This window comes from Streptomyces aculeolatus, assembly GCF_020400605.1.
Classification (GTDB): domain Bacteria; phylum Actinomycetota; class Actinomycetes; order Streptomycetales; family Streptomycetaceae; genus Streptomyces; species Streptomyces aculeolatus.
On sequence record NZ_JAINRD010000004.1, the window covers coordinates 316596 to 339550 of the forward strand.

Below are 22955 nucleotides of genomic sequence, written 5' to 3' on the forward strand. Positions count from 1 at the left end.
TGGTAGGACGGGGATTCGAGAGTGGACGAGAGAAGTCGGGAGTCGTCGGTGCAACCAGCGTTCAAGCGGGTGGGGACCGTACCCCCGCTGCACAAGACGGTGCAGGACGAGATCAGGCACTACATCATCAAGCGCGGGCTGCGGCCCGGCGACCCGCTCAAGCCGGAGGCCGAGCTGGCCCGGCTCTTCGGCGTCAGCCGCAACTCCGTCCGGGAGGCGGTGAAGGCCCTGGAGTCCACGGGCGTGCTCGAAACCCGCCGGGGCAGCGGCGTGTTCGTCCGCGACTTCTCCTTCACCCCCCTTCTCGACAACCTGCCGTACGGGCTGATGCAGGGCCCGCGTGCGCTGGGCGAGCTGGTCGCGCTGCGCAAGGCGCTGGAGTCCGGGATGATCGCCGACGCGATGCGGTCGCTGACGCCGCGGAGCGTGGACTCGCTGCGCGAGGTGCTGGCCGGCATGCGGGCGGCGGCGGACCGGCACGAGGAGATCGCCGAGCTGGACCGGGAGTTCCACCGGCTGCTCTTCGCCGACCTCGGCAACTCGATGCTGCTCCAGCTCTTCGACCTGTTCTGGGTCGCGTACCACCGGGCCGCGCCGACCGCCCCGCACCGCGACCCGGAGGTGATCCACGAGCTGCACGCCCGTATTCTCGACGCGGTGCTCAGCGGCGATCCCGAGCGGGCCAGGGAGGCCGTGCGGCAGCACTACGTCGGCATCGAGGAGCGGGTCGCCGGGTCCGCGCCCTGACGGCGCGGGCGGCCCGGCTCGCTCCCCCGGCAGATAGGGACCGACCGGCCGTTGACAGCGGCGGTGCCGCGGTGGTGGGCTCTCGGCCTGCGCCCCGCGTGGGGCGGGCGGCCCTGGCGTTCGCCGGTGTTGGTGTACGGCACACGTACGGGCATCCTTAACCGCGCCGAAACGCGCGGTCGATGAGCGGCCGACAGCGTCGGCGTATGGTCGAGGAGACGGCCGGGGGCCGGTGCACGGCACCGGAGACGGACGGAGGGCAGGCGGAGTTGGGCGGATCTGCCAGGCGGCGGGTGGCCACGGCGACGGCGCTGTCCGCCGCCGTGATCGGCGGGCTGCTCGGCGGCCGGGCGCCGGACGCCGCAGCGGAGCCCCGGCAGCCGGACACCGGCGGCGCGGGGTCGGCCGAGGCCCCGGCCGGCCAGGAGGCGCTGCGCGACGCGGTGTGGCCGCGCCCGCAGCAGCTGCGCGCCCGCGACGGCGAGGTGCACGCGGGCGGGCAGGCGGTGCTCGTCACCCCCGAGGGCGCGGACGCGCGGGCGCTCGCGGAGCTGCGCGAGGTGCTGCGGTCCTTCGGAGTGCGGGAGTTCACGCAGGTGCGCCCCGGCGCCGCGCTGCCCGCGACCGGTCTCGTGGTCCACGCCGACCAGGCGCCGGCCGGCACCGCGGGCGTCGCGGGCCCGCCGCCGCGCCGTTCCCCCGCCGACGCGGTGCTGCGCGCGCTGGGCGCCGGCGAGCAGGCCGACCTGCCGGCCGGGGGCTACCGGCTGGCCGCCGGGCAGTACGAGGGCCGCGACGTGGTCGCGCTGGCCGGCACCGACGCGGCCGGCCTCTTCCACGGCGTGCAGACGCTGCGCGAACTGGGCCGCGCGGCCCGTACGGAGAACACCCTGCCCGCCGTGTCCGTACGCGACTGGCCGGGCACCGCCGTCCGCGGCATCGCCGAGAACCACTACGGCCGCCCCTGGAGCCACGAACAGCGCCTGGCGCAGCTCGACTTCATGGGCCGCACGAAGCTCAACCGCTACCTCTACTCCCCCGGCGACGACCCGTACCGCCAGGCCGGCTGGCGCGAGGCGTACCCGGCGGAGCAGCGCGCCCGGTTCCGCGAGCTGGCCGAGCGGGCGCGCGCCAACCACGTGACGCTCGCCTGGGCGGTGGCGCCGGGCCAGAACTTCTGCTTCTCCTCGGGACGCGACCGCAAGGACCTGCTGGCCAAGGCGGACGCGATGTGGGCGCTGGGCGTACGGGCGTTCCAGCTCCAGTTCCAGGACGTCAGCTACAGCGAGTGGGCCTGCGGCGAGGACGCCGACGAGTACGGCTCGGGCCCGGAGGCCGCCGCCCGCGCGCAGGCCGAGACCGCCAACGCGCTGGCCGCGCACCTGTCCCGGCGGCACCCGGACGCGGCGCCGCTGTCGCTGCTGCCGACCGAGTACTACCAGGACGGCACCACCGACTACCGCTCCGCGCTCGCCGGGGAGCTGGACGAGCGGGTCGAGGTCGCCTGGTCGGGCGTCGGCGCGGTGCCCAAGGAGATCAGCGGCGCGCAACTGCGCGACGCGCAGGCCGCGTTCGGCGGCCACCCGCTGGTGACGCAGGACAACTACCCCGTCAACGACTACGCCCGCGACCGCATCTTCCTCGGCCCGTACGACGGCCGCGACCCGGCGGTGGCCGCCGGCTCCGCGGGTGTGCTGGCCGGCGCGATGGAGCAGCCCGCCGCCTCCCGCGTGCCGCTGTTCACCGTCGCCGACTACGCCTGGAACCCCCGCGCGTACGACCCGGACGCCGCCTGGCGGGCCGCCGTGCGCGACCTCGCCGCGGACGCCCCCGACCCCGAGAGCGCGGGCGCCGCGCTCGCCGCACTGGCCGGCAACTCGGCGTCGTCGGAGCTGGGTGCGCAGGAGTCCGCGTACCTGCGGCCGCTGATCGCGGACTTCTGGCGCGAGCGGGAGCGCGCGTCGGGCGGCCGGCGGGACGCCGAGAAGGCGGCGCAGCGGCTGCGGGACGCGTTCACCGTGATGCGCCGCGCGCCGGAGGAGCTGGCGCCGCTGGCGGACGGCACGTTCGACGACGAGGTGCGGCCGTGGCTCGCGCGGCTGTCGCGGTACGGCGCGGCCGGCGAGCGGGCGGTGGACATGGTCACCGCGCAGGCCGCGGGCCGCAACGAGGAGGCGTGGCAGGCGCGGCTGGAGCTGCAGCGCCTGGCCCGCGAGGCGGGCAGCGGCGGCGGGGTGGTGGGCGCGGGCGTGCTCGACGCCTTCCTCAGCCGGGCGCTGACGGACTCCGACTCGTGGCTGGGCGCGGGCGGCGGCGCGGGGCGCGCCGCCGGCGCCGGGGCGTCCGCCGCCGGCGGCGCGGAGCCGCTGGAGGGCTCGTCGGTGAAGTCGGCGGCCGACGGCAGGCCGGCCACGGCGTACGAGGCCGCCCGCCCGCCGTCGCCCGGCACGCACGAGGCGCTGGTGGTGGAGTTCGACCGGCAGCCGCTGCGGGCGGTGACGGTGCTGACCCAGCCGGGCACGGGCACCAGGGCGGAAGTGCAGATCCGGGTACGCGACGGCGGCCGGACCGCATGGCGGCCGCTCGGCGAACTCGACGGCGGCGGCTGGACGGAGCTGCCCGCGAAGCGCGCCGGGGCCGACGCGGTACGGCTCGTCTGGGCGGCCGACACCACGGCACCGGTGGTGCACGAGGTGGTGCCGTGGTTCGCCGACGAGCCCGGCGCCCGGCTGTCGCTCTCCCGCGACGAGGCCGACGTGACGATCGGCGGCGACCCGGTGGTCGTGGACGCGGAGCTGTCCGCGGCGCGGCCGGGCGACGCGGGCGGCACGCTGACCGCGAAGGCGCCGAAGGGGCTGGAGGCGGAGTCCCCCGGCGAGGTGCGGATAGCCCGCGGCACGACTGCCAGGGCCCCGGTCGAGATCCGCGCGACCGAGGACGTTGCGCCCGGGACGTACGAGGTCCCGGTGCGGCTGGAGGACCGGGACGGCACCCAGGTCCGCACCGTCACCGTGCACGCCTACCCCGCGGTGGGCGGCCCCGACCTGGCGCGCGCCGGACGGGCGTCGTCGTCGGCGGACGAGACGCCGGACTTCCCGGCGGCGGCGGTCGCGGACGGCGACCCGGAGACGCGGTGGTCCTCGCCGGTCGAGGACGGCGCCTGGGTGCAGGTGCGGCTGGCGGAGCCGGCGCGGGTCGGCGAGGTGGCCCTGACGTGGGAGAGCGCGTACGCGAAGCGCTACCGCGTGCAGGTCTCCGCCGACGGCCGCCGCTGGCGCACGGCGGCGGCCGTGGACGACGGCGGCGGCGGGCGCGAGTCGGTGCGGATGGACGAGCGCGACGTGCGGTACGTCCGCGTCCAGGGGGTGGAGCGGGCCACGGAGTTCGGCTATTCGCTGTACGCCCTGGAGGTCCGGTCCGTCCGCGACTGACGACCGGGCCGGCTCCGCAACCGGCGGGGCCCGCCCCCGGCCGCCCGCCCCTCAGCCGTAGTGGGCGCGGGTGCGGGACCTGGCTTCCTCCGGGGCGGCCGCGCGGTCCAGGCCCAGGAGTGCCGCGCCCAGCACCGGCGGGGCCGTGACCACCCGGGGCACCGCCTTCGGCGCCCGGGCCGTGAGCAGCGTACGCACCCGGTCGTCCAACTGCGCGTGGCCCGCGGCCAGGACGCTGCCGCCGAGCACCACCGGCACCTCCTCGTCCAGCAGCTCCAGCCGCTCCAGCGCCACCGTCGCCAGGGCCACCACCTCGTCCGCCTGCCGGTCCACGATGGCCCGCGCCACCGCGTCGCCGCCGGCCGCCACCGCGAAGAGCAGCGGCGCCAGCCGCTGGGTGCGCGCCACCGGGACGGTGCCCAGGTGGACGCCCTCGATCAGCTCGGACATCGTGCCGAGGCCGAAGTGCTCCGGCACCGCCGCCGCCAGGGCGGTCGCCTCGCCGCGGCCGTCCTCCGCCCGCGCCGCGTACCAGACCGCCTCCGCCGCGAGGCCCGCGCCGCCGCCCCAGTCGCCGGACAGCTTGCCGAGAGCGAGGAACCGGTGGGTGCGGCCGTCGGGGAGCAGCCCGGCGCAGTTGATGCCGGCGCCGCAGACGACGGCGACGCCGCGCGGCTCGGCGCCCGGCGGGAGGCCGGCGCGCAGCAGGGCGAACGTGTCGTTGTGGACGGCGACCGTGCGGCCCCACCCGCGCGCCTGGAGCGCCGCGCCGATGGTGCGCTCCTCGACGGGCAGGTCCACGTTGGCCAGGCACGCGGACACGTGCTCGGCGACGAGCCCGGTGCCGGAGCCGGGTCCGGCACCGAAGGCACGTGGGCCGTCCGGTCCGTCCGGTCCGTCCGGTCCGTCCGGTCCGTCCGGTTCGCCGGAGGCGCTCCGTGCCGCCGCGGCCACCGCTTCCGCCAGCACGTCGACCGCCGCCGCCACCCCGGCCGTCGGCGGCCGGAAGCCCCCGCTGCGCCCCTCCCCCAGCACCGTGCCGTCCGCCGCGACCAGCGCCGCGTCCGTCTTGCTGTTCCCGGCGTCGATCGCCAGTACGGCGGCTGTCCGCCCCGGGCTCAGGCCCACGGCAGGTGGTCCCGGTTGTGCGCGATCAGCGCGTCCGTCAGCCTCCCGGCGCGGTCGTACTGCCCGACCAGCGGGTGTGCCAGCAGCGCGCGGAAGACGCGCTCGCGCCCGCCGTGCAGCGCCGCCTCCAGGGCCAGCCGCTCGTACGCCGTGGTGTGCGCGACGAGGCCGGCGAAGAGCGGGTCCAGCTCCGGGACGGCGAGCGGCCGGGCGCCCTCGGCGGTGACCTCGGCCTGCACCTCGACGACCGCGTCGTCGGGGAGGAACGGCAGCGTGCCGCGGTTGGCGGTGTTGACGACCTGGACGGCGCCGGCCGCTCCGCCCAGCAGGGACGCGGCGAGCGCGACGGCGGCCTCGGAGTAGTACGCGCCGCCGCGCTTGGACAGCAGCTCCGGCTTGGTGTCGAGCGCCGGGTCGGCGTACATGCGCAGCAGCTCGGCCTCCATGCCGGCGACCTGCGCGCCCCGCGTGGGGCCCTCGCGCTGTTCGCGTACGACCTGGTCGTGGGCGTAGAAGTAGCGCAGATAGTACGAGGGCACGACGCCGAGCCGGGTCAGCAGGTCCGGCGGCAGGTGCAGGTCCGCGGCGATCCGGGTGCCGTGCTCGCCGATCAGCTTGGGCATCACGTCGACGCCGCCGGGGCCGCCGAGGCGTACGGCCAGCTCCCAGGTGAGGTGGTTGAGGCCGACGTGCTCCAGGTGGAGGTCCTCGGGAGCGGCGTCCAGCAGGGCCGCGAACTTGCGTTGCAGGTGGATGGCCACGTTGCACAGGCCGACCGCGCGGTGCCCGGCCTTCAGCAGCGCGCGGGTGACGATGCCGACGGGGTTGGTGAAGTCGATGATCCAGGCGTCCGGGGCGGCCTGGCGGACCCGTTCGGCGATGTCGAGTACCACGGGCACGGTGCGCAGCGCCTTGGCGAGTCCGCCCGCGCCGGTCGTCTCCTGCCCGACGCAGCCGCAGTCCAGCGGCCACGTCTCGTCCTGCTGCCGCGCCGCCTGCCCGCCGACGCGCAGTTGGACGAGGACGGCGTCGGCGCCCTCGACGCCTTCTTCGAGACGGGCGGTGGTGACGACCCGCCCGTCGTGGCCCTGCCGGGTGAACATGCGCCGCGCCAGGGCGCCGATCAGGTCCAGCCGCTCGGCGGCGGGGTCGATGAGCACCAGCTCGTCGACGGGCAGCGTCTCGCGCAGCCGCGCGAACCCGTCGACCAGCTCGGGCGTGTAGGTCGAGCCGCCGCCTACCACTGCGAGTTTCACCCTTTGACTCCTGTCAGCGTGACGCCCTCGATGAAGGCTTTCTGGGCGAAGAAGAACACCACGATCACCGGGGCCATGACCAGGACCGTGGCCGCCATGGTGAGGTTCCAGTCGGTCTGGTGGGCCCCCTTGAACGACTCCAGGCCGTAGCTCAGCGTCCACCAGCCCGGGTTCTCCGAGGCGTAGATCTGCGGCCCGAAGTAGTCGTTCCAGCAGTAGAAGAAGTGGAACAGGGCGACGGCGGCGATGGCGGGCTTGGCCATGGGCACCACGATGCGCAGCAGCGTGCGCAGTTCGCCGCAGCCGTCGATGCGCGCGGCCTCGGTGTACTCGCGCGGGATGGTCAGCAGGAACTGCCGCAGCAGGAAGACGCTGAAGGGGTTGGCGAAGGCGAACGGGATGATCAGCGGCCACAGGGTGCCGGTCATGTCCATCTGCCGGGACCAGAACAGGTACATGGGCACGATGACGACCTGCGGGGGCAGCATCATCGCGGCGATGACCATCATCATCGCCAGGTTCCGGCCGCGGAAGCGGAACTTGGCCAGCGCGTACGCCACCGGGAGGCTGGAGCCGACGGCGAGCACGGTGCCCAGGCCCGCGTAGAGGAGCGTGTTGCGCCACCAGGTGAGGAAGCCCGGGGTCTCCCACACGGTGCCGAAGTTGCCCCACTCCCAGGTACGCGGCCACAGCGCCCGCGTCAGCGCCTGGTCGTCGCTCATCACGGCGGTCAGGAGGACGAAGAGGAACGGCAGCACGAAGAAGAGCGCGGCGGCGATCGCCAGGGCGTGCACCGCGACCCAGTTCAGCACCTGCCTGCGGCGCGCCTGCGCGCCGGCCGACGGGCCGCGCGGGCGCCGGTTCCGGGCCGCGGGCCACGCCGCCGGCCGCTTCCGCTCGACCGGATGTGCCGCCGCCATCAGTCGTCCTCCTTCAGGAAGCCGCTGCCGCGGCGCATGAGCGTGTACGTGAAGGCCATCGCGAGGACGAAGAGCACCAGGGCGACGACGCACGCGGCACCGGTGTCGAACCGCTGGAAGCCCAGGTGGTAGACGCTCTGCGGGACGGTGAGGGTCGACTTCTCCGGGTAGCCGGGCTCGAAGTGCTGCCCCGAGCCGCCGATGACGCCGCTGGCGACCTTCGCGGCCACGATGGGCTCGGTGTAGTACTGCATCGTGGCGATCACGCCGGTGACGACGGCGAAGAGCACGACGGGCCGGATGTTCGGCAGCGTGACGTACCGGAACCGGGACCATGCGCCCGCGCCGTCCAGCTCGGCGGCCTCGTACTGCTCCTTGGGCACGTCCAGCAGCGAGGCCATGAAGATGACCATGAGGTCGCCGACGCACCACAGCGCGAGGACCGTGAGCGCCGGTTTGGACCACTGGGCGTCGTTGAACCAGCCGGGCTCGCCCAGGCCGAGGCGGCCGAGGATGGTGTTGACCGGTCCGGTGCCGGGGTTCATCAGGAAGACGAACGACATGGTGGCGGCGACCGGCGGCGCCAGGTACGGCAGGTAGAACAGGGTGCGGAAGAGGCCGGCGCCGGTCTTGACCTTGGTGATGAGCAGGCCGATGCCGAGCCCGAAGACCGTGCGCAGGGTGACCATCACGGCCACCAGCCACAGGGTGTTGGCCAGGGCGGGCCAGAAGAAGGGGTAGTCGAAGAGGACGTAGCGCCAGTTCTTCAGCCCCACCCAGACGGGGTCGGTGAACCCGTCGTACTTCATGAAGGAGAAGTAGACGGTGGCCCCGAGCGGGTAGGCGAAGAAGACGCCGAAGCCGACGAGCCAGGGCGAGAGGAACCCGAGGGTGCGCAGCGTCGCGCGGCGGCGCCGCGCACCCAGGGTGTGGACGGCGGCGGCCATCAGCCGGCCTGCGCGTTGTCCTTGTCGATCTGCTCGTCGGCCTGCTCCAGCAGGGACGGCAGATCGTCCTCCTCGCCCTTTTCGTACTTCAGCCCGTAGTCCTGGAGGGTGAGCAGGAAGGCGCCGCCGTTCTTGGAGGGCGGGGCGTGGCTGGACTCCGGGTGCTGGGCGATGTCGACGAACGTGCGGTAGACCGGGTCGTCGTTGAGCTTCGGGGACTTCAGCGCGGCCAGTGTGGAGGGCACGTTGTGGATGGCGTTGGCGAAGTCCACGACGGCGTCGGTGTCGGTGGTCAGGTACTTCACCAGCTCCCAGGCGGCGTTCTTCTTCTCGCTGGTGGTGGCGATGCCGGTGATGGTGCCGGAGAGGTAGCCCTTGCCGTACGAGTCCGCCTGGTCGTCGGGGACGGGGAAGGGCGCCGCGCCTATCTCGAAGCCGACGCCGGCGTCGGCGGCCATCTTGCCGCGCCACTCGCCGTCCATCTGCATGGCGACCTGCCCGGTGTGGAACGGGTGCTTGGGGCCCCACTCGTCGCCGAAGGTGTTGCGGTACTTGCGCAGCTTCTCGAAGCCGCCGAGGGCGTCGACCATGCCCTTCTGCCACTCGAACAGCTCGGCCATCCTCGGGTCGGCGGCGGCGTTGGAGTTGCCCTCGTCGTCGAAGTAGGTGAGGCCGAACTGCCCGCCGTAGTGTTCGACGGTGGTCTCGTAGCCCTGGAAGTTGGGCATGAAGCCGAGCTGTTCGTAGCCGTCGCCGTCGGGCTTGGTGAGCTTCTCGGCGACCTCCTCCAGCTCGGAGAGGGTCTTCGGCGGGGCGTCGATGCCGGCTTCGGCGAAGGCGTCCTTGTTGTAGTAGAGGCCGTACGCGTCGCCGAGCAGGGGCAGGGCGCAGCGCTTGCCCTCGTACTGGGTGTAGTCGAGCATCGGGCCCGGGAAGGTCTCCTCCGGGTCGATGCCGGACTCCTTCAGGAAGGGGGCGAGGTCGGCGAGGACGTGGGAGGAGCAGAAGCGGCCGACGTTGTCGGTGGTGAACGAGGAGACGACGTCGGGGCCGTTGGAGCCGCCGGCGCGCAGGCCCTGGTTGAGCTTGTCGTCGTTGACGCCCTTGACGGTCTTGACGGTGATGTTGGGGAACTCGTCCTCGAAGGCGTCGATGTTCGCCTCGATCGCCTCGACCTCGGACGGCGCGCTCCAGCCGTGCCAGAAGGTGAGCGTGACGTCGGCGTCGGGGTCGTCGTTCGCGGAGCCGGAGTCGTTGCCGCCGGTGCAGGCGGCGGCGAGGAGCGACAGCGCGGCCGCGGCGGCGACCGCGGCGACGGCGCGGGCGCGTGGGCGGGTTGCGGGCATGGTCGTGGTACCTCCTGGCGGGTGCAGGGGATTTCTCGGGCGGGTGGGGCGGGAGCAGGCGGCGCGGGTGGGGTGGGAGCAGGCAGCGCGGGTGGAGCGGGAGCAGGCAGCGCGGGTGGGGCGGGAGCAGGCCGGGTGGGTGCCGGGCGGGCGGGGTCAGCGGGCGGTGGTGTCGAAGACCTCGTCGCGGGTGGCGGCGAGCGCGGTCTCCAGCGCGCCGGTGAGGACGGGGTGCCGCTCGACCTCGCCGGTCACCAGGCGCGGCCGGGGTGCGGCCAGTTCGGCCAGCTCGGACTGGACGAGTGCGCGCAGCCGGTCGCCGCCGGCGGCGAGCACGGCGCCGGAGAGCACGATGAGCTGCGGGTCGAGGACGGCGACGACGGAGGCGAGGCCGACGGCCAGGCGCTGTGCGAAGCGGTCGAGGAGTTCTGCGTGGCGGGGTTCTTCGGGTTCGGCGGCGGCGCCGGCGACGAGTTCTGCGGCGACCTCGGCGTAGTGCCCGCGCCCGGGCGTGAGGCCCAGTTCGCGGGCGAGCGGGGCGAGGGCCTGGGCGCCGGCCAGCTCCTGGAAGCCGCCGCTGTTGGCGCGGGTGACCTGGCGGACGAGGGTGGCGCCGGGCACCGGCAGGAAGCCGACCTCGCCGGCGCCGCCGGTGCTGCCGCGGTGCAGCCGGCCGCCGATGACGACGGCGGCGCCGAGGCCCTCCTCGTTCCACAGCAGCACGAAGTCGTCGTGGCCGCGGGCGGCGCCGCGGCGCTGCTCGGCGACGGCGGCGAGGTTCACGTCGTTGTCGTACGCGAGGGGCATCGGCAGGGCGGCGGCCAGCTCCTCCAGGAGCGTCGGGGAGTGCCAGCCGGGCAGGTGGGAGGCGTAGCGCAGGCGGCCGGTGCCGGGGTCGAAGGCACCGGGGGTGCCGATGACGGCCCGGTGCAGCTCGGCGCGGGTGAGCCCGGCGTCCTTGGCGGCGCCGTCGACGGCGCGGACGACGCGGTGCACGGTGCCCTCCGCGGCGCCGCCGCCGGTGCGCTTGGCGGTGGCCAGTTCGTACGAGCCGACCGTGCGGCCGGTGGCGTCGGCGACGGCCGCGCGGATCCGGGCGGCGGTGACGTCGAGCCCGACGACGTGGGCGACGGCGGGGTTGAGGGCGTAGAGCTGGGCGTTGGGTCCGGGGCTGCCCTCGCTGGTGCCGGTGGCGATCACCAGGCCGGCCGCCTCCAGCCGGGCCAGCAGCTGCGAGGCGGTCGGCTTCGACAGGCCGGTGAGCTTGCCGAGCCGGGTGCGCGAGAGCGTGCCGTGGTCGAGCAGCAGTTCCAGCGCGGCGCGGTCGTTCATCGCGCGCAGCGTCCCCGGGCCACCGGCCATGGGCGTCACCTCTCACCGTTCACCCCGAATGGTTAGGAAACTTTCCTATCGGAGTGCGGCGAAACTAGTGCCACCGGCGAAGCGCGTCAAGAGGAGGGACGAAACGCGAAGGGGCCGCGCGCGGCGGCCCGGGGCCGGGCCACTCCCCGCCCGGGGGCCGGGGCTACTCCCCGCCGCCACCGCCCGAGGGCGCCGCCTGCTGCGGCACCGCCACCTGCTCCGACCGGGGCGGCACCATGGCGCCCGGCGGTACGTCCGACATGACGACGCCGGCCCCGAGCAGCGCCTCCCGGAGCCGCCAGCGCAGCTCGCGCTCGACCCCGATGGACTTCCCGGGCATCGTCCTGACCTGGACCTGGAGGATCGCCGTGCCCTGCGTGACGGCCGTCAGGCCGAGCACGTCGACCTCGCCCCACAGCTGCTCGCTCCACGGCTCCGTCTGCCCGAACTCCTCCCCGGCGGCGGTGATCACATCGCGCACCCGCTCCAGATCCTCGCCCGCCGCCACGGGCACGTCGACGACGGCCGTGGCCCAGCCCTGGCTGAGGTTGCCGATCCGCTTGACCTCGCCGTTGCGCATGTACCAGATCGCCCCGTTGTCGCCGCGCAGCTTGGTCACCCGCAGCCCGACCTCGATCACCTCGCCGGTGACCTCGCCGACGTCGATGGTGTCCCCGACCCCGTACTGGTCCTCGATGAGCATGAAGACGCCGGAGAGGAAGTCCATCACCAGGTTGCGGGCGCCGAAGCCGAGCGCGACGCCCGCGACGCCGGCGCTGGCCAGCAGCGGCGCCAGGTCGATCTCGAGCGCGGACAGGACGGTCAGTGCGGCTGTGCCGAGAATCACGAAGGAGGCGCTGCTGCGCAGGATGGATCCGAGGGCTTCGGACCGCTGTCTGCGTCTCTCGTGGTTGACGAGGAGCCCGCCGAGGGCGGTGCCGTCCACGGCGTCGGCGGTGCGCGTCATCCGCGCTATCAGCTTGGTGATCATGCGCTGGACGACGCGGCGCAGCACGTACGCGATCACCACGACGAGCAGGATCCGCAGGCCCACGCCCAGCCAGGACGCCCAGTTCTCCTGGATCCACCCGGCGGTCTCCTCCGCGCTCCTGCGGGAGTCCTCGAGGGGCGTCGGGGAGGGGCTCTCGGCAGCCGGGCGGGCGGTGGCGAACACGGCGTGGAACCTTCCGTTCAGTGGTGGGCCGGACTCACCATACCCGCCGCTCCCGCCTGCCTCTTTGCCGTCGCTTTACCGCAGCGGCGGTCACCCGGCGGGCGTCCCGGGGCGGCCCCTTCGCGGTCCGTGTTGCGGTCCGGTCACCGCCCCGCGCGGGCAGGCGTAGGGCGGCGCGGAAAGGGGGATCAACATCACGGGGACGGCCGTGGAACCTTGCCGGGCGGTTGGCCCGTTTACCTGATCGTGGTGGCGCGGAGGCGGGAGTGCAGGACACACTGTTGACCAGATCGTCCCGGCGCAAGCCACGCGCCGCCGGCGTACAAGGAGGCACCGTGCCGCACGTCCTCGTCCTGAATGCTTCATACGAGCCGCTCGGCGTCGTGCCACTGCGCCGTGCCCTCGTGCTGGTGCTGAACGGCAAGGCGGTGAGCCTGGAGGAATCCGGTGCCTTCCTCCACAGCGCCACGCGGGTGATAGCGGCGCCAAGCGTCGTGCGGCTGCAGAGGTTCGTACGGGTCCCCGTCAGGGGGCCCGTTCCGCTCACGCGCCGGGCGCTCTTCGCCCGCGACGGGGGGCGCTGCGCGTACTGCGGCGCGGTGGCCACGAGCGTCGACCACGTGATCCCGCGCAGCCGCGGCGGCCAGCACCGCTGGGACAACGTCGTGGCGGCCTGCCGCCGCTGCAACCACGTGAAGGCCGACCGGCCCATCCACGAGTTGGGCTGGCGGTTGCGCCACCAGCCCGCGCCGCCGTCCGGACTGGCCTGGCGGATCATCGGGACAGGGCATAGGGACCCGCGCTGGTTGCCCTACTTGCAGCCATACGGCGCGGACGAGGCCCTGGCCCGGATCGACGGCATCTCTGCCTAGAACCGGGCCTTTGTTATGCCCGGAGCCGTGCCGGCGGCCGCAGCCGCTGTCATGCCCACTCTCACGCCCGCCGTCACACCCGCCGCCCTCCCCCCGCCCCGGCCCTCCCCCCGGGGCGCGCGAGCCGGTCGGAACAGGAACCGAACGGATGCTCTGCGCGTGGTGAAGGGCAGGATGGGAGCCTGACGCCCGCTCTGGCCGCGCGCTACGGTACCGATCCGAACAAGATCCCGGGAATCGCGGTGTGACGGCCTGTACGGGCCGCCATACTTGCCGACGTGCCCGGGGTGGACTGGACCCGCCCACGCAACCGGGCGAACAGCCAGCGACCCAGGGGGAGGTCACGTGACGTACCCGCCGCCGGCCGGCAGCGCCGCGCCGCCGGAGCATCAGACCGCGCCTGCGTTTCCCGCGCAGGCCGGACCGGACGGCCCACTCGTACCGCAGGCGGGCTCCCCCGCGGGCGGCGCGGGCGCACCGCCGCCGCCCGCCGCGCCACCGGGGCGGCGCTCCGCGTTCGCCGAGGGCGTCGAGCGGCTGCGCGCCGCCGCGACCACCGAACCGGGCCGGCTGCGGATCATCGGGGCCGTACTGGCGGTACTGGTCGTGCTCTTCGGGGCGCTCACCGCATGGCAGGTGTCCGACCGGTCGGCGGCGGCCGACGACGTCATCAACCGCAGCCAGCCGCTGAGCGCCGACGCCGCCGACATCTACGGCTCGCTGGCCCGCGCCAACACCACGGCGGCCACCGGCTTCCTGGAGGGCGGGCAGGAGCCGCCCCAGGTGCGCGAGCGCTACGACGCCGACATCGAGCAGGCGTCGAAGCTGCTGGTGAAGGCCGCGGCCAACTCGCAGGGCGCCGCGGAGTCGCAGAAGCAGATCGAGCGGCTGAACCAGGCGCTGCCGGTCTACACCTCGCTGGTCGAGACCGCCCGCGCCAACAACCGCCAGGGCCTGCCGCTCGGCGGTGCGTACCTGCGCTACGCGGACGAGCAGATGCGCGAGACGCTGCTGCCCGCCGCCGAGCAGCTCTACCTGTCCGAGACCCGGCAGCTGGACGAGGACTACTCCGACGCCAAGTCGTGGCCGTGGGCCGCGCTGGCCAGCGGGCTGCTCGCGCTCGGGGTCCTGTTCTGGGCGCAGCGCCGCCACTACCGCCGTACGAACCGGGTGTTCAACCACGGCATGCTGGCGGCCTCCGCGGCGGCCGTGATCGTGCTGCTGTGGCTGGCCGTCGGGCACACCTTCGCGCGCTCCGGCCTCAGCGACTCCGACGAGCACGGCGCCCAGTCGCTGCACGCGCTCAACGAGGCGCGGATCAACACCCTCAGGGCCCGCGCCGACGAGAACCTCACCTACGTCAACCGCGGCTCCGTCACCACCGAGGAGGGCCTCGACAAGTACGAGGACAGCTACCTCAAGGGCATGAAGGAGCTGGCCGGCAAGAAGCCGGACGCCGAGGAGGCGCCGGCGGACAGCATGCTCGGCCGCGCCCTGGAGCTGGCCGACGACGACGACGGCCGCAAGCCCATCGCCGAGGCCGTCGACAACGTACGCGAGTGGCGCGAGCTGCACGGCGACGCGCAGGCGAAGAACGTCGCGGGCGAGTACGAGGCCGCGAAGGACATGGTCATCGGCGGCGAGGGGGAGAAGTCGACCAGCGAGTTCTTCGACCAGGTCGACGACAGTCTCAAAGAGGCCCTGGAGCACGAGCGCGGGGAGTTCAAGTCGGCGGCCGAGGACGGCCGCGGCGCGCTCTCCGGGCTGTGGATCGGCGCCGCGGTGCTCGCCGTGCTCGGCGCGGCAGGCGCGGTGTTCGGCATCGGCCGCAGGCTCTCGGAGTACCGATGACGGCGAAGGGGGACGCAGCGATGCGGACGGCGAAGGCACCGAGGACGAGGCGGAACGTGCGCGGCTGGGGCGGCGTGGCCGGGACGGCGGCCGCCGTCGCGCTGACCGCCGCGCTGCTGCCCGGGCTCGCGGGCGACGACCGGCAGGACGGCACGGCGGACGACCGCGCCGCCGGCGGCGGCGCCGTCGCGGCGCAGCCGGCCGCGGCGGCGAAGCCGAGCCAGGAGGAGTGCGAGACGCCGGAGGCGAGCCTGCGGCCGGACGCGGGTGCCTCCGGGGACGGCGTCGCGCGGATCCAGAAGCGCAAGTACCTGATCGCGGGTATCGACCAGAACAGCTACCAGTGGGGCTACCGCAATCCGCTCACCGGGGACCTGGAGGGCTTCGACATCGACCTGGCGCGGGCCATCGCCGAGGAGATCCTCGGCGACGAGACGAAGGTCGTCTTCCGCTCCATCCCCACCAGCCAGCGCATCCCGGCGCTGCAGGACAAGGACGTGGACGTGGTGGTCCGCACGATGACCATCAACTGCGAGCGCATCCAGGACGTGGCGTTCTCCACCGAGTACTTCACCGGCGACCAGGCGGTGCTGGCGCCCGCCGACTCGGACATCACCGGCTTCGACGAGAGCCTGGACGGCAAGCGCGTCTGCACCGCCGACGGCTCCACGGGCCAGGGCGCCCTGGAGGAGGAGTCGTACGGCGCCGAGGTCATGCTCGTGCCGAACCAGCTCGACTGCCTGGTGCGGGTGCAGCTCGGCGAGGCGGACGCGGTCGTCACCGACAACGCGCTCGCGGCCGGCCAGGCCGCGCAGGACCCGTCGATGAAGCTCTTCGGCACGCTGGACCGGCCCGAGCCGTACGGCGTGGCGATGAACAAGGGCGACGAGGACCTGGTGCGCCGCGTCAACAGCATGCTGGAGGACTACCGCAAGGACGGACGCTGGGAGGATTCCTACAAGGAGTGGCTGGCCGACGCCATGCCGGGGATCGACCAGGCGCCGGCCCCCACGTACAAGAACTGAGCGGGCACACGCAGGAACAGCACGGCAACGGGCAGAGTACGGCAGCACGGAGGGAAACAGATGCCGCTCCCGCCACGGGGTTCGATGGACCGCGAGGAGGTCGATCGTGCGCTCGCGCGGCTGGGAGCCGAGCACGAGGCGATCGAGACCTCGCTGCTCGCGCTCCAGGACCACGCGGGGCGCCGGCTGCTGGAGGGCGCCGAGCTGTCCGGTACGACCAAGGAGCGCTGGGCCGCCGCCGAGCAGGCGATCTCACTGCTGTGGGCGCACTTCGACGCGTACACCGGCGCGCTCGGCTCGGCCCGTGAGATCCGGGCCCGCCGCCGCTCGCCGGGCGCCGCGGAGCTGGCGGAGCTGACGGCGCTGCTGCGCGACCACGGCGTCACCATCGCGCCGGGCGCCGCCGCCCTGCCCCGTACCCTCGCCGGCGGCTATCCGGCGTCGCTGACGGGTCCCGCCCGGCTGTCGGAGTCGCTGAAGCTGGACGAGCTGGTGGAGCGGATGAACCGGTGGTACGCGGAGGTGATCGACGTCGTCGCGGCGGCGGACTCCGTGTGGTCGGCGCTGCCCGCGCGCATCGACCTGCTCGCCGCCGAGCTGCAGCGCACCCGTTCGCTGGCCCAGTCCGTCGGCGTACGTTCCGGGGAGCACCCGGCGGGCGACGACCTGGAGCGGATCACCGCGGAGCTGACCGCGCTGCGGGACGAAGTGGTGCGCGACCCGCTGGCGTTCTGGTCGAGGCCGGCCGGGCGCAGCCCCGGCGCGGCGCCGGGCGGCGGCACGCCGGACACCGCGCGCTACGACGCGGCGGCCCGGGGTCTGGAGGACGTGCGCCGGGAGATCGACGCCGTGCTGCACGTCCGGCAGGACGCGGAGGAACGGCTGATCAGGGTGCGTGACGTGCTGTCGCGCGCGGACCGTACGCTGGGCGAGGCCCGGCGGGCCCGCGGCGAGGTGCTGGCGAAGATAGCGGCGTCCGAGGTGCCGGCGGTCAGCGGCCCGCCGACCGCGTTGAACGAGCAGTTGGCCAACGCGGTCGAGTTCCGCAGGCGCGCCCAGTGGCACCGGCTCTCGCCGCTGCTGGAGAGCCTGGAGCAGCGGGCCGAGGAGGAGTTGCTACGGGCGCGGGAGTCGCTGACCGCGGTGACCGCGCCGCTGGCCGTGCGCGCGGAGCTGCGCGGGCGGCTGGACGCGTACAAGGCGAAGGTGGCCCGGCACGGCTTCGCCGAGGACCGCATCCTGGTGGAGCGGTACGACGCGGCGCGCCGGCTGCTGTGGTCGGCGCCCTGCGACCTGATCGCGGCGGAGCAGGCGGTGCTGCGCTACCAGCGGGCCACGGCGGAGGTGCTCGCGGGCCCGGTGGACCGCCCCGGGGGCATGGCGTGAGGCTGGACGGAACGGAGTTGGGGGAGTCATGAGCAACGCGCAGGCATGTCAGCGGCCGGGCTGCGGAGGCACGTACGAGGACGTCGGCGGCGGCGAGCTGTACTGCGACACCTGCGGGCTCGCCCCCGTCGTCTCGCCGGACGGCGTGGTCGGCTCGGCGCCCACCGGGGTGACCGGGCACCGCCGCGGCAGCCGGGGCAGCAGGAGCAGCTCGTCGAGCAGCTCCAGCGCGTCGAGCCGGTCGAGCAGCACGTCGCGGAGCAGTTCGCGGGCGTCGCGCCGGTCGGTCTCCGGGCGGCTGTCGCGCGCGCTGACCGGGGCGTCGACGGGCCGCTCGGTGTCGGTGAAGAGTTCCCGCACCTCCGCGGTGGCCTCCCGCGGCAAGCTGGGCGCGGGCCTGGTCACGGTGCCGGAGGTGCCGCGGCCCGACCCGCGCACCGCGGTGCTGGCCAACCCCGAGGTGCCCGAGCGCAAGCGGTACTGCAGCCGCAGCGAGTGCGGGGCGCCGGTGGGCCGTTCGCGGGGCGGGCGGGCGGGGCGTACGGAGGGCTTCTGCACCAAGTGCGGGCAGCCGTACTCCTTCGTGCCCAAGCTCCAGGAGGGCGACATCGTCCACGGGCAGTACCAGGTCGCGGGCTGCCTCGCGCACGGCGGCCTGGGCTGGATCTACCTGGCGATCGACCGCGCGGTCGCCGACCGCTGGGTGGTCCTCAAGGGCCTGCTGAACACCGGCGACGAGGACGCCATCGCCGCGGCCGTCTCCGAGCGCCGCTTCCTCGCGGAGATCGAGCACGCCGGCATCGTGCGCATCTACAACTTCGTCGAGCACCTCGACCAGCGCACCGGCAGCCTCGACGGCTACATCGTCATGGAGTACGTCGGCGGCAAGTCGATGAAGGAGATCGCCAACGAGCGGCGCACGCCGGACGGCAAGCGCGACCCGCTGCCGGTCGAGGTGGCGTGCGCGTACGGGATCGAGGCGCTGGAGGCGCTCGGCCACCTGCACAGCCGCAACCTGCTGTACTGCGACTTCAAGGTCGACAACGCCATCCAGCAGGGCGACCAGCTCAAGCTGATCGACATGGGCGCGGTGCGCCGCATGGACGACGACGAGTCCGCGATCTTCGGCACCGTCGGCTACCAGGCCCCGGAGGTCGCCGACGTCGGCCCGTCCATCGCCTCCGACCTGTACACGGTGGCCCGCACGCTGGCCGTGCTGACCTTCGACTTCCAGGGCTACACCAACGTCTTCGTCGACACCCTGCCCGACCCCGACTCGATCGACGTCTTCAACCGGTACGAGTCCTTCTACCGCCTGCTGGTCCGCGCCACCGACCCCGACCCGGCCCGCAGGTTCGCCTCGGCCGCGGAGATGTCCGAGCAGCTCACAGGGGTGCTGCGGGAGGTCGTGGCGCTCCAGACGGGCAAGCCGCAGCCGGCGCTGTCCACGCTCTTCGGCGCGGAGCTGCGGGTGGTGGACAGCGAGCTGTTCCCGCCGGCGACCGGCGAGACCTCGCAGCTCGGCGCGCGGGCGGTCAGCAAGCGCGAGCGCGCGGAGCGGGCCGCCGGCAACGGCGCCCCCGCGCTGCCGGCCGCGCAGGGCGTACCGCCGCAGCTGCCGGGCGGCGGGCAGGGGATGGGCACGCAGGTGGCGCTGCCCGCGCAGATCGCGGACACGCTGCCGCTGAACTCCCCCGCGGCGGCGCTGGCGCTGCCGGTGCCGCGGGTGAACCCCAGCGACCCCAACGCCGGCTTCCTCGCCGGCCTGATGGCGTCCGCGCCGGCGGAGCTGACCGCAGCGCTGTCCAACGCGCCGACCGACTCCGTCGAGCTGCAGCTGCGCCGGGTGCGCGCCCACCTGGAGCTGGGCGACCTGGCCGCGACCGGGTCCGCGCTGGCCGAGCTGGGCGAGCAGCACCCCGACGACTGGCGGATCGTCTGGTACCGCGGTCTGCAGGCCCTGGCCACCCGGGACTTCGAGACCGCCGCGCTGTCCTTCGACGCGATCTACGACGCCTTCCCCGGCGAGCCGGCGCCGAAGCTGGCGCTCGGCATCTGCGCGGAGGTGCTGGGCCAGCTCGACAACGCCACCGAGTACTACCGGCTGGTGTGGACGACCGACCCGGCGTACGTCAGCGCCGCGTTCGGGCTCGCCCGGGTGCGGCTCGCCGCCGCCGACAGGTCCGGTGCGGTACGGGCGCTGGAGTCCGTACCGGAGGCGTCGATCCACTACACCGCCGCGCGCGTCGCGGCGATCAGAGCCAGGCTGCGCCAGCGCGCCCCGCAGGAGCCGCTGCTGACCGATCTGCAGGCGGCCGGTACGCAGGTGGAGCGGCTGCAGGACGTGGGCCTGGACGCGGGCCGCAGGGCCCGGCTGTCCACCGAGGTGCTGGGCAGTGCGCTGGACTGGGTGCTGACCGGCCGCACCGGCGCAGGTGCGGGCCAGGCGCCCGCTGGTCCGCCGCAGCCGCTGCTGGGCTGCGCGCTGGACGAGGACGGGCTGCGGCTCGGTCTGGAAAACTCCTTCCGGGTGCTGGCCCGTCTCGCACCGCACGGCCACGAGCGGATCGACATGGTCGAACGGGCCAACCGCTACCGGCCGAAGACCTGGGTATGAGAGGAAAGCCCATGGCGAACACACCTCCCGTATCCCAACTGAGCACGTGCCCCTCCTGCGAGGAGCCACTGGAGGCGGGTGACCTGTTCTGCGGGGCGTGCGGGGCGGATCTCGCCGCGCCCGCGCCCGCGGCGGCAGCTCCGCCCGCGCCCGCCGCGCCCGCGCCGGCGGCCGCGGAGCCCGCGGCCGGCCCCAACGGCGCCGCGCCCGCCGCCGCCCCGGCGGCCGGCCGGGCCGCCGCACCGGACAGCCTGCCGTCGGAGGGCCAGCGCACCGGCAGTTACCGCATCGCCGGGCCCGGGGCCGGGCCGGAGGCCGGCGGGGACTCCGGCGAGTTCCTGCTCGACGCGCCAGACGAGGACCCGGAGCACTACCGCATCGCCGAGCCGGTCGCGCCGCAGGGCGCCGACCCGCGCGCGGCGCTCGGCACCGCCGCGCCGGACGCGCCCGCGGCCGCCGGGCCGCCGGCGGCCGGTCCGGTGCCGACCGGGCGCCGCTGCATCGCGTGCCGTACGGGCGCGATCGACACCGACGGCTACTGCGAGCGCTGCGGGCACGCTCAGCCGCGCGAACGCGACCACATGGAGCACGAGGTGGAGGGCGTCGCCGCGGTCAGCGACCGGGGCCTGCGCCACCACCGCAACGAGGACTTCTTCGCCATCGCCGACGCGACCCTGCCCAACGGCGCGCCCGCCACGGTCGCCGTCGTCTGCGACGGCGTGTCCTCCGCCAGCCGCCCGGACGAGGCGTCCGCCGCCGCCAGCGCTGCCGCGGGGGCGTCGTTGCAGGCCACGCTGGGCCGCGGGCTGCACCCGCAGCAGGCGATGCACGAGGCGCTGCTCGCCGCCGCCGGCGCGGTCAACGAACTGGCCGCGCAGCACTCGCCGCTGAGCCACCAGAACGCGCCGGCCTGCACGATCGTCAGTTCGGTGATCGCCGCGGGCATCCTGACCGTCGGCTGGATCGGCGACTCGCGCGCGTACTGGGTGCCGGACGACCGCGCCGCGCCGTCGGCCCGGCTCACCGAGGACGACTCGTGGGCGGCGCAGATGGTCGCCGCCGGGCTGATGTCCGAGGCGGACGCGTACGCGGACGAGCGCGCGCACGCGATCACCGGCTGGCTGGGCGCGGACGCGCACGAACTCGACCCGCACACCGCCTCGTTCAAGCCGGACGGGCCGGGCGTGGTGATCGTGTGCACCGACGGCCTGTGGAACTACGCGGAGGCGGCGGCGGAACTTGCCGCCGCGGTGCCGCCCGACGCCGCGGTCCGGCCGCTGCACGCGGCCCAGGTGCTCGTCGGCCACGCGCTGGACGGCGGCGGCCACGACAACGTAACAGTGGCGGTGCTCCCGTTCCCCGGCCCGGCGGGCGGGGCAGGCCCTTCGTGATGGAGGGGGGACGCGAGGGGGTGTGATCCGCCACGGGGGGCGGCGCGCGTAACGTGGTCAGCCTCTCTTGCCCGGTGAATTGTCTACATAGTTCTAAAGAGCATCAGTGGGAGGGGACGAGATGGCCAACTTCTCGAAGTCGAACGCACCGGAGTTCTCGGTCGAGGTCTACCAGAACGAGTACCTGCCCGAGGGCGGCCGGGAAGTGAGCGCGATCGTGACCGTCGCCTCGACGGGCGGCGGCACGACGGGCGGCATGCCGCTGCCCGCCGCCACCCCGGCGGGTGCGCAGTTCGGCTCCGGGAGCCCGGACGCGGGCGTGGTGATCATGGTCGACTGCTCCGGCTCGATGGACTATCCCCCCACCAAGATGCGCAACGCCCGCGACGCCACCGCCGCCGCGATCGAGACGGTGCGCGACGGCGTCGCCTTCGCCGTCGTCGCCGGCACCCACGTGGCGCGCGAGGTCTATCCCGGCGGCGGCCGGCTCGCGGTCGCCGACGCCACGACCCGTACCGAGGCCAAGGAGGCGCTGCGCAAGCTGAGCGCCGGGGGCGGCACGGCCATCGGCACCTGGCTGCGGCTCGCGGACAAGCTCCTCGGCTCCGCCGAGGTGGCGATCCGGCACGGCATCCTGCTCACCGACGGCCGCAACGAGCACGAGTCGCCGGAGGACCTGCGGGCCGCCCTCGACGCCTGCGCCGGCCGCTTCACCTGCGACGCCCGCGGCGTCGGCACGGACTGGGAGGTCAAGGAGGTCACCGGTATCGCCTCCGCGCTGCTCGGCACCGCCGACATCGTCGCCGACCCGGCCGGTCTCGCCGCGGACTTCACGCAGATGATGGAGACCGCGATGGGCAAGGAGGTCGCGGACGTGGCGCTGCGGCTGTGGACGCCGCAGGGCTCGACCATAAAGTTCGTCAAGCAGGTCGCCCCCACCGTCGAGGAGCTGACCGAGCGCCGCTCGGAGGCCGGCCCGCGCGCCGGCGACTACCCCACCGGCTCCTGGGGCGACGAGTCCCGCGACTACCACGTCTGCGTCGAGGTGCCCCCCGCCTCCGTGGGCCAGGAGATGCTCGCGGCCCGCGTCTCGCTGATCCTGCCGCGGTCCGACGGCAGCGCGCAGACCCTCTCCCAGGGCCTCATCCGGGCGGTGTGGACGGACGACATGGCGGCCTCCACCCGGATCAACGCGCAGGTCGCGCACTACACGGGGCAGGCCGAACTGGCCCAGGTCATCCAGCAGGGCCTGGAGGACCGCAAGGCCGGCGACATGGACGGCGCCACGGCCAAACTGGGGCGCGCGGTCCAGCTCGCGAGCGCCTCCGGAAACGCGGACACCGCAAAGCTACTGTCGAAGGTGGTGGACGTGGTCGACGCGGCGAGCGGTACTGTGCGTCTGAAGGCCAAGGTCGCGGAGGCCGACGAGATGACACTGGAGACACGGTCGACGAAGACCGTCCGCGTCAAGAAGTGACGAGAGTGAGACAGGGGGATCCACC

At 74.3% G+C, this 22955-nt stretch carries 17 protein-coding genes; 9 read left to right on the forward strand and 8 right to left on the reverse strand.

Features of this window, described 5'->3' with window-relative positions:
- The first annotated feature begins 21 nt into the window (after positions 1-21).
- Both LG396_RS10010 and LG396_RS10015 read left to right on the forward strand, forming a co-directional pair.
- Complete coding sequence (locus tag LG396_RS10010; protein WP_225794444.1) at positions 22-747, forward strand: FadR/GntR family transcriptional regulator; 726 nt, start codon at positions 22-24, stop codon at positions 745-747.
- Positions 748-1040: 293 nt separating this feature from the next.
- On the forward strand, positions 1041-4178 hold the full coding sequence (locus LG396_RS10015) for a beta-N-acetylglucosaminidase domain-containing protein (RefSeq protein WP_225794577.1): 3138 nt from the start codon (positions 1041-1043) through the stop codon (positions 4176-4178).
- A 51-nt stretch (positions 4179-4229) separates the two neighbouring features.
- On the opposite strand, the gene LG396_RS10020 is transcribed toward LG396_RS10015, so the two are convergent.
- The 7 genes from LG396_RS10020 to LG396_RS10050 all read right to left on the reverse strand — a co-directional run bounded on the left by LG396_RS10020 (position 4230) and on the right by LG396_RS10050 (position 12311).
- A complete protein-coding gene (locus LG396_RS10020) occupies positions 4230-5306 on the reverse strand; it encodes an N-acetylglucosamine kinase (RefSeq protein ID WP_225794445.1) in 1077 nt (358 codons plus the stop codon).
- The gene (locus LG396_RS10025; protein ID WP_225794446.1) at positions 5297-6562 is read right to left on the reverse strand and encodes a 6-phospho-beta-glucosidase; all 1266 of its coding nucleotides are present in this window, start codon (positions 6560-6562) and stop codon (positions 5297-5299) included. Before LG396_RS10025 ends, LG396_RS10020 begins: the two co-directional genes overlap by 10 nt.
- A complete protein-coding gene (locus LG396_RS10030; RefSeq protein WP_225794447.1) occupies positions 6559-7482 on the reverse strand; it encodes a carbohydrate ABC transporter permease in 924 nt (307 codons plus the stop codon). Before LG396_RS10030 ends, LG396_RS10025 begins: the two co-directional genes overlap by 4 nt.
- Entirely contained in the window at positions 7482-8429 is a 948-nt protein-coding gene (locus LG396_RS10035; RefSeq protein WP_018834230.1) for a carbohydrate ABC transporter permease, read from the reverse strand. The genes LG396_RS10030 and LG396_RS10035 overlap by 1 nt, the downstream gene beginning before the upstream one ends.
- A complete protein-coding gene (locus LG396_RS10040; protein ID WP_225794448.1) occupies positions 8429-9775 on the reverse strand; it encodes an ABC transporter substrate-binding protein in 1347 nt (448 codons plus the stop codon). Before LG396_RS10040 ends, LG396_RS10035 begins: the two co-directional genes overlap by 1 nt.
- Positions 9776-9931: 156 nt before the next feature.
- Complete coding sequence (locus LG396_RS10045) at positions 9932-11137, reverse strand: ROK family transcriptional regulator (RefSeq protein ID WP_225794449.1); 1206 nt, start codon at positions 11135-11137, stop codon at positions 9932-9934.
- Positions 11138-11300: 163 nt separating this feature from the next.
- Positions 11301-12311 carry a mechanosensitive ion channel family protein gene (locus LG396_RS10050; protein WP_225794450.1) on the reverse strand — a complete coding sequence of 337 codons (1011 nt, stop codon included), beginning with the start codon at positions 12309-12311 and terminating at the stop codon, positions 11301-11303.
- A gap of 335 nt (positions 12312-12646) precedes the next feature.
- On the opposite strand from LG396_RS10050, the gene LG396_RS10055 reads away from it, so the two are divergent.
- From LG396_RS10055 to LG396_RS10070, 4 genes are all read left to right on the forward strand, one after another.
- Positions 12647-13183: an HNH endonuclease gene (locus LG396_RS10055; RefSeq protein WP_018834226.1), complete on the forward strand. Its 537-nt coding sequence runs from the start codon at positions 12647-12649 to the stop codon at positions 13181-13183.
- Positions 13184-13528: 345 nt separating this feature from the next.
- A complete protein-coding gene (locus LG396_RS10060) occupies positions 13529-15034 on the forward strand; it encodes a GlnX family signal transduction membrane protein (protein ID WP_225794451.1) in 1506 nt (501 codons plus the stop codon).
- Positions 15035-15054: 20 nt separating this feature from the next.
- Complete coding sequence (locus LG396_RS10065) at positions 15055-16059, forward strand: glutamate ABC transporter substrate-binding protein (RefSeq protein WP_504968076.1); 1005 nt, start codon at positions 15055-15057, stop codon at positions 16057-16059.
- An 84-nt stretch (positions 16060-16143) separates the two neighbouring features.
- Positions 16144-17445, forward strand: coding sequence for a hypothetical protein (locus LG396_RS10070; RefSeq protein ID WP_018834223.1), 1302 nt, complete (start codon positions 16144-16146; stop codon positions 17443-17445).
- 48 nt (positions 17446-17493) lie between these two features.
- On the opposite strand, the gene LG396_RS40015 is transcribed toward LG396_RS10070, so the two are convergent.
- Positions 17494-17805, reverse strand: a complete 312-nt coding sequence (locus tag LG396_RS40015) for a hypothetical protein (RefSeq protein WP_443729175.1) — start codon at positions 17803-17805, stop codon at positions 17494-17496.
- Between the two features lie 7 nt (positions 17806-17812).
- On the opposite strand from LG396_RS40015, the gene LG396_RS10075 reads away from it, so the two are divergent.
- The 3 genes from LG396_RS10075 to LG396_RS10085 all read left to right on the forward strand — a co-directional run bounded on the left by LG396_RS10075 (position 17813) and on the right by LG396_RS10085 (position 22930).
- The gene (locus tag LG396_RS10075; protein WP_443729177.1) at positions 17813-20062 is read left to right on the forward strand and encodes a serine/threonine-protein kinase; all 2250 of its coding nucleotides are present in this window, start codon (positions 17813-17815) and stop codon (positions 20060-20062) included.
- An 11-nt stretch (positions 20063-20073) separates the two neighbouring features.
- Positions 20074-21453, forward strand: a complete 1380-nt coding sequence (locus LG396_RS10080; protein WP_225794454.1) for a protein phosphatase 2C domain-containing protein — start codon at positions 20074-20076, stop codon at positions 21451-21453.
- Between the two features lie 121 nt (positions 21454-21574).
- Entirely contained in the window at positions 21575-22930 is a 1356-nt protein-coding gene (locus LG396_RS10085; RefSeq protein ID WP_225794455.1) for a vWA domain-containing protein, read from the forward strand.
- Positions 22931-22955: the final 25 nt, after the last annotated feature.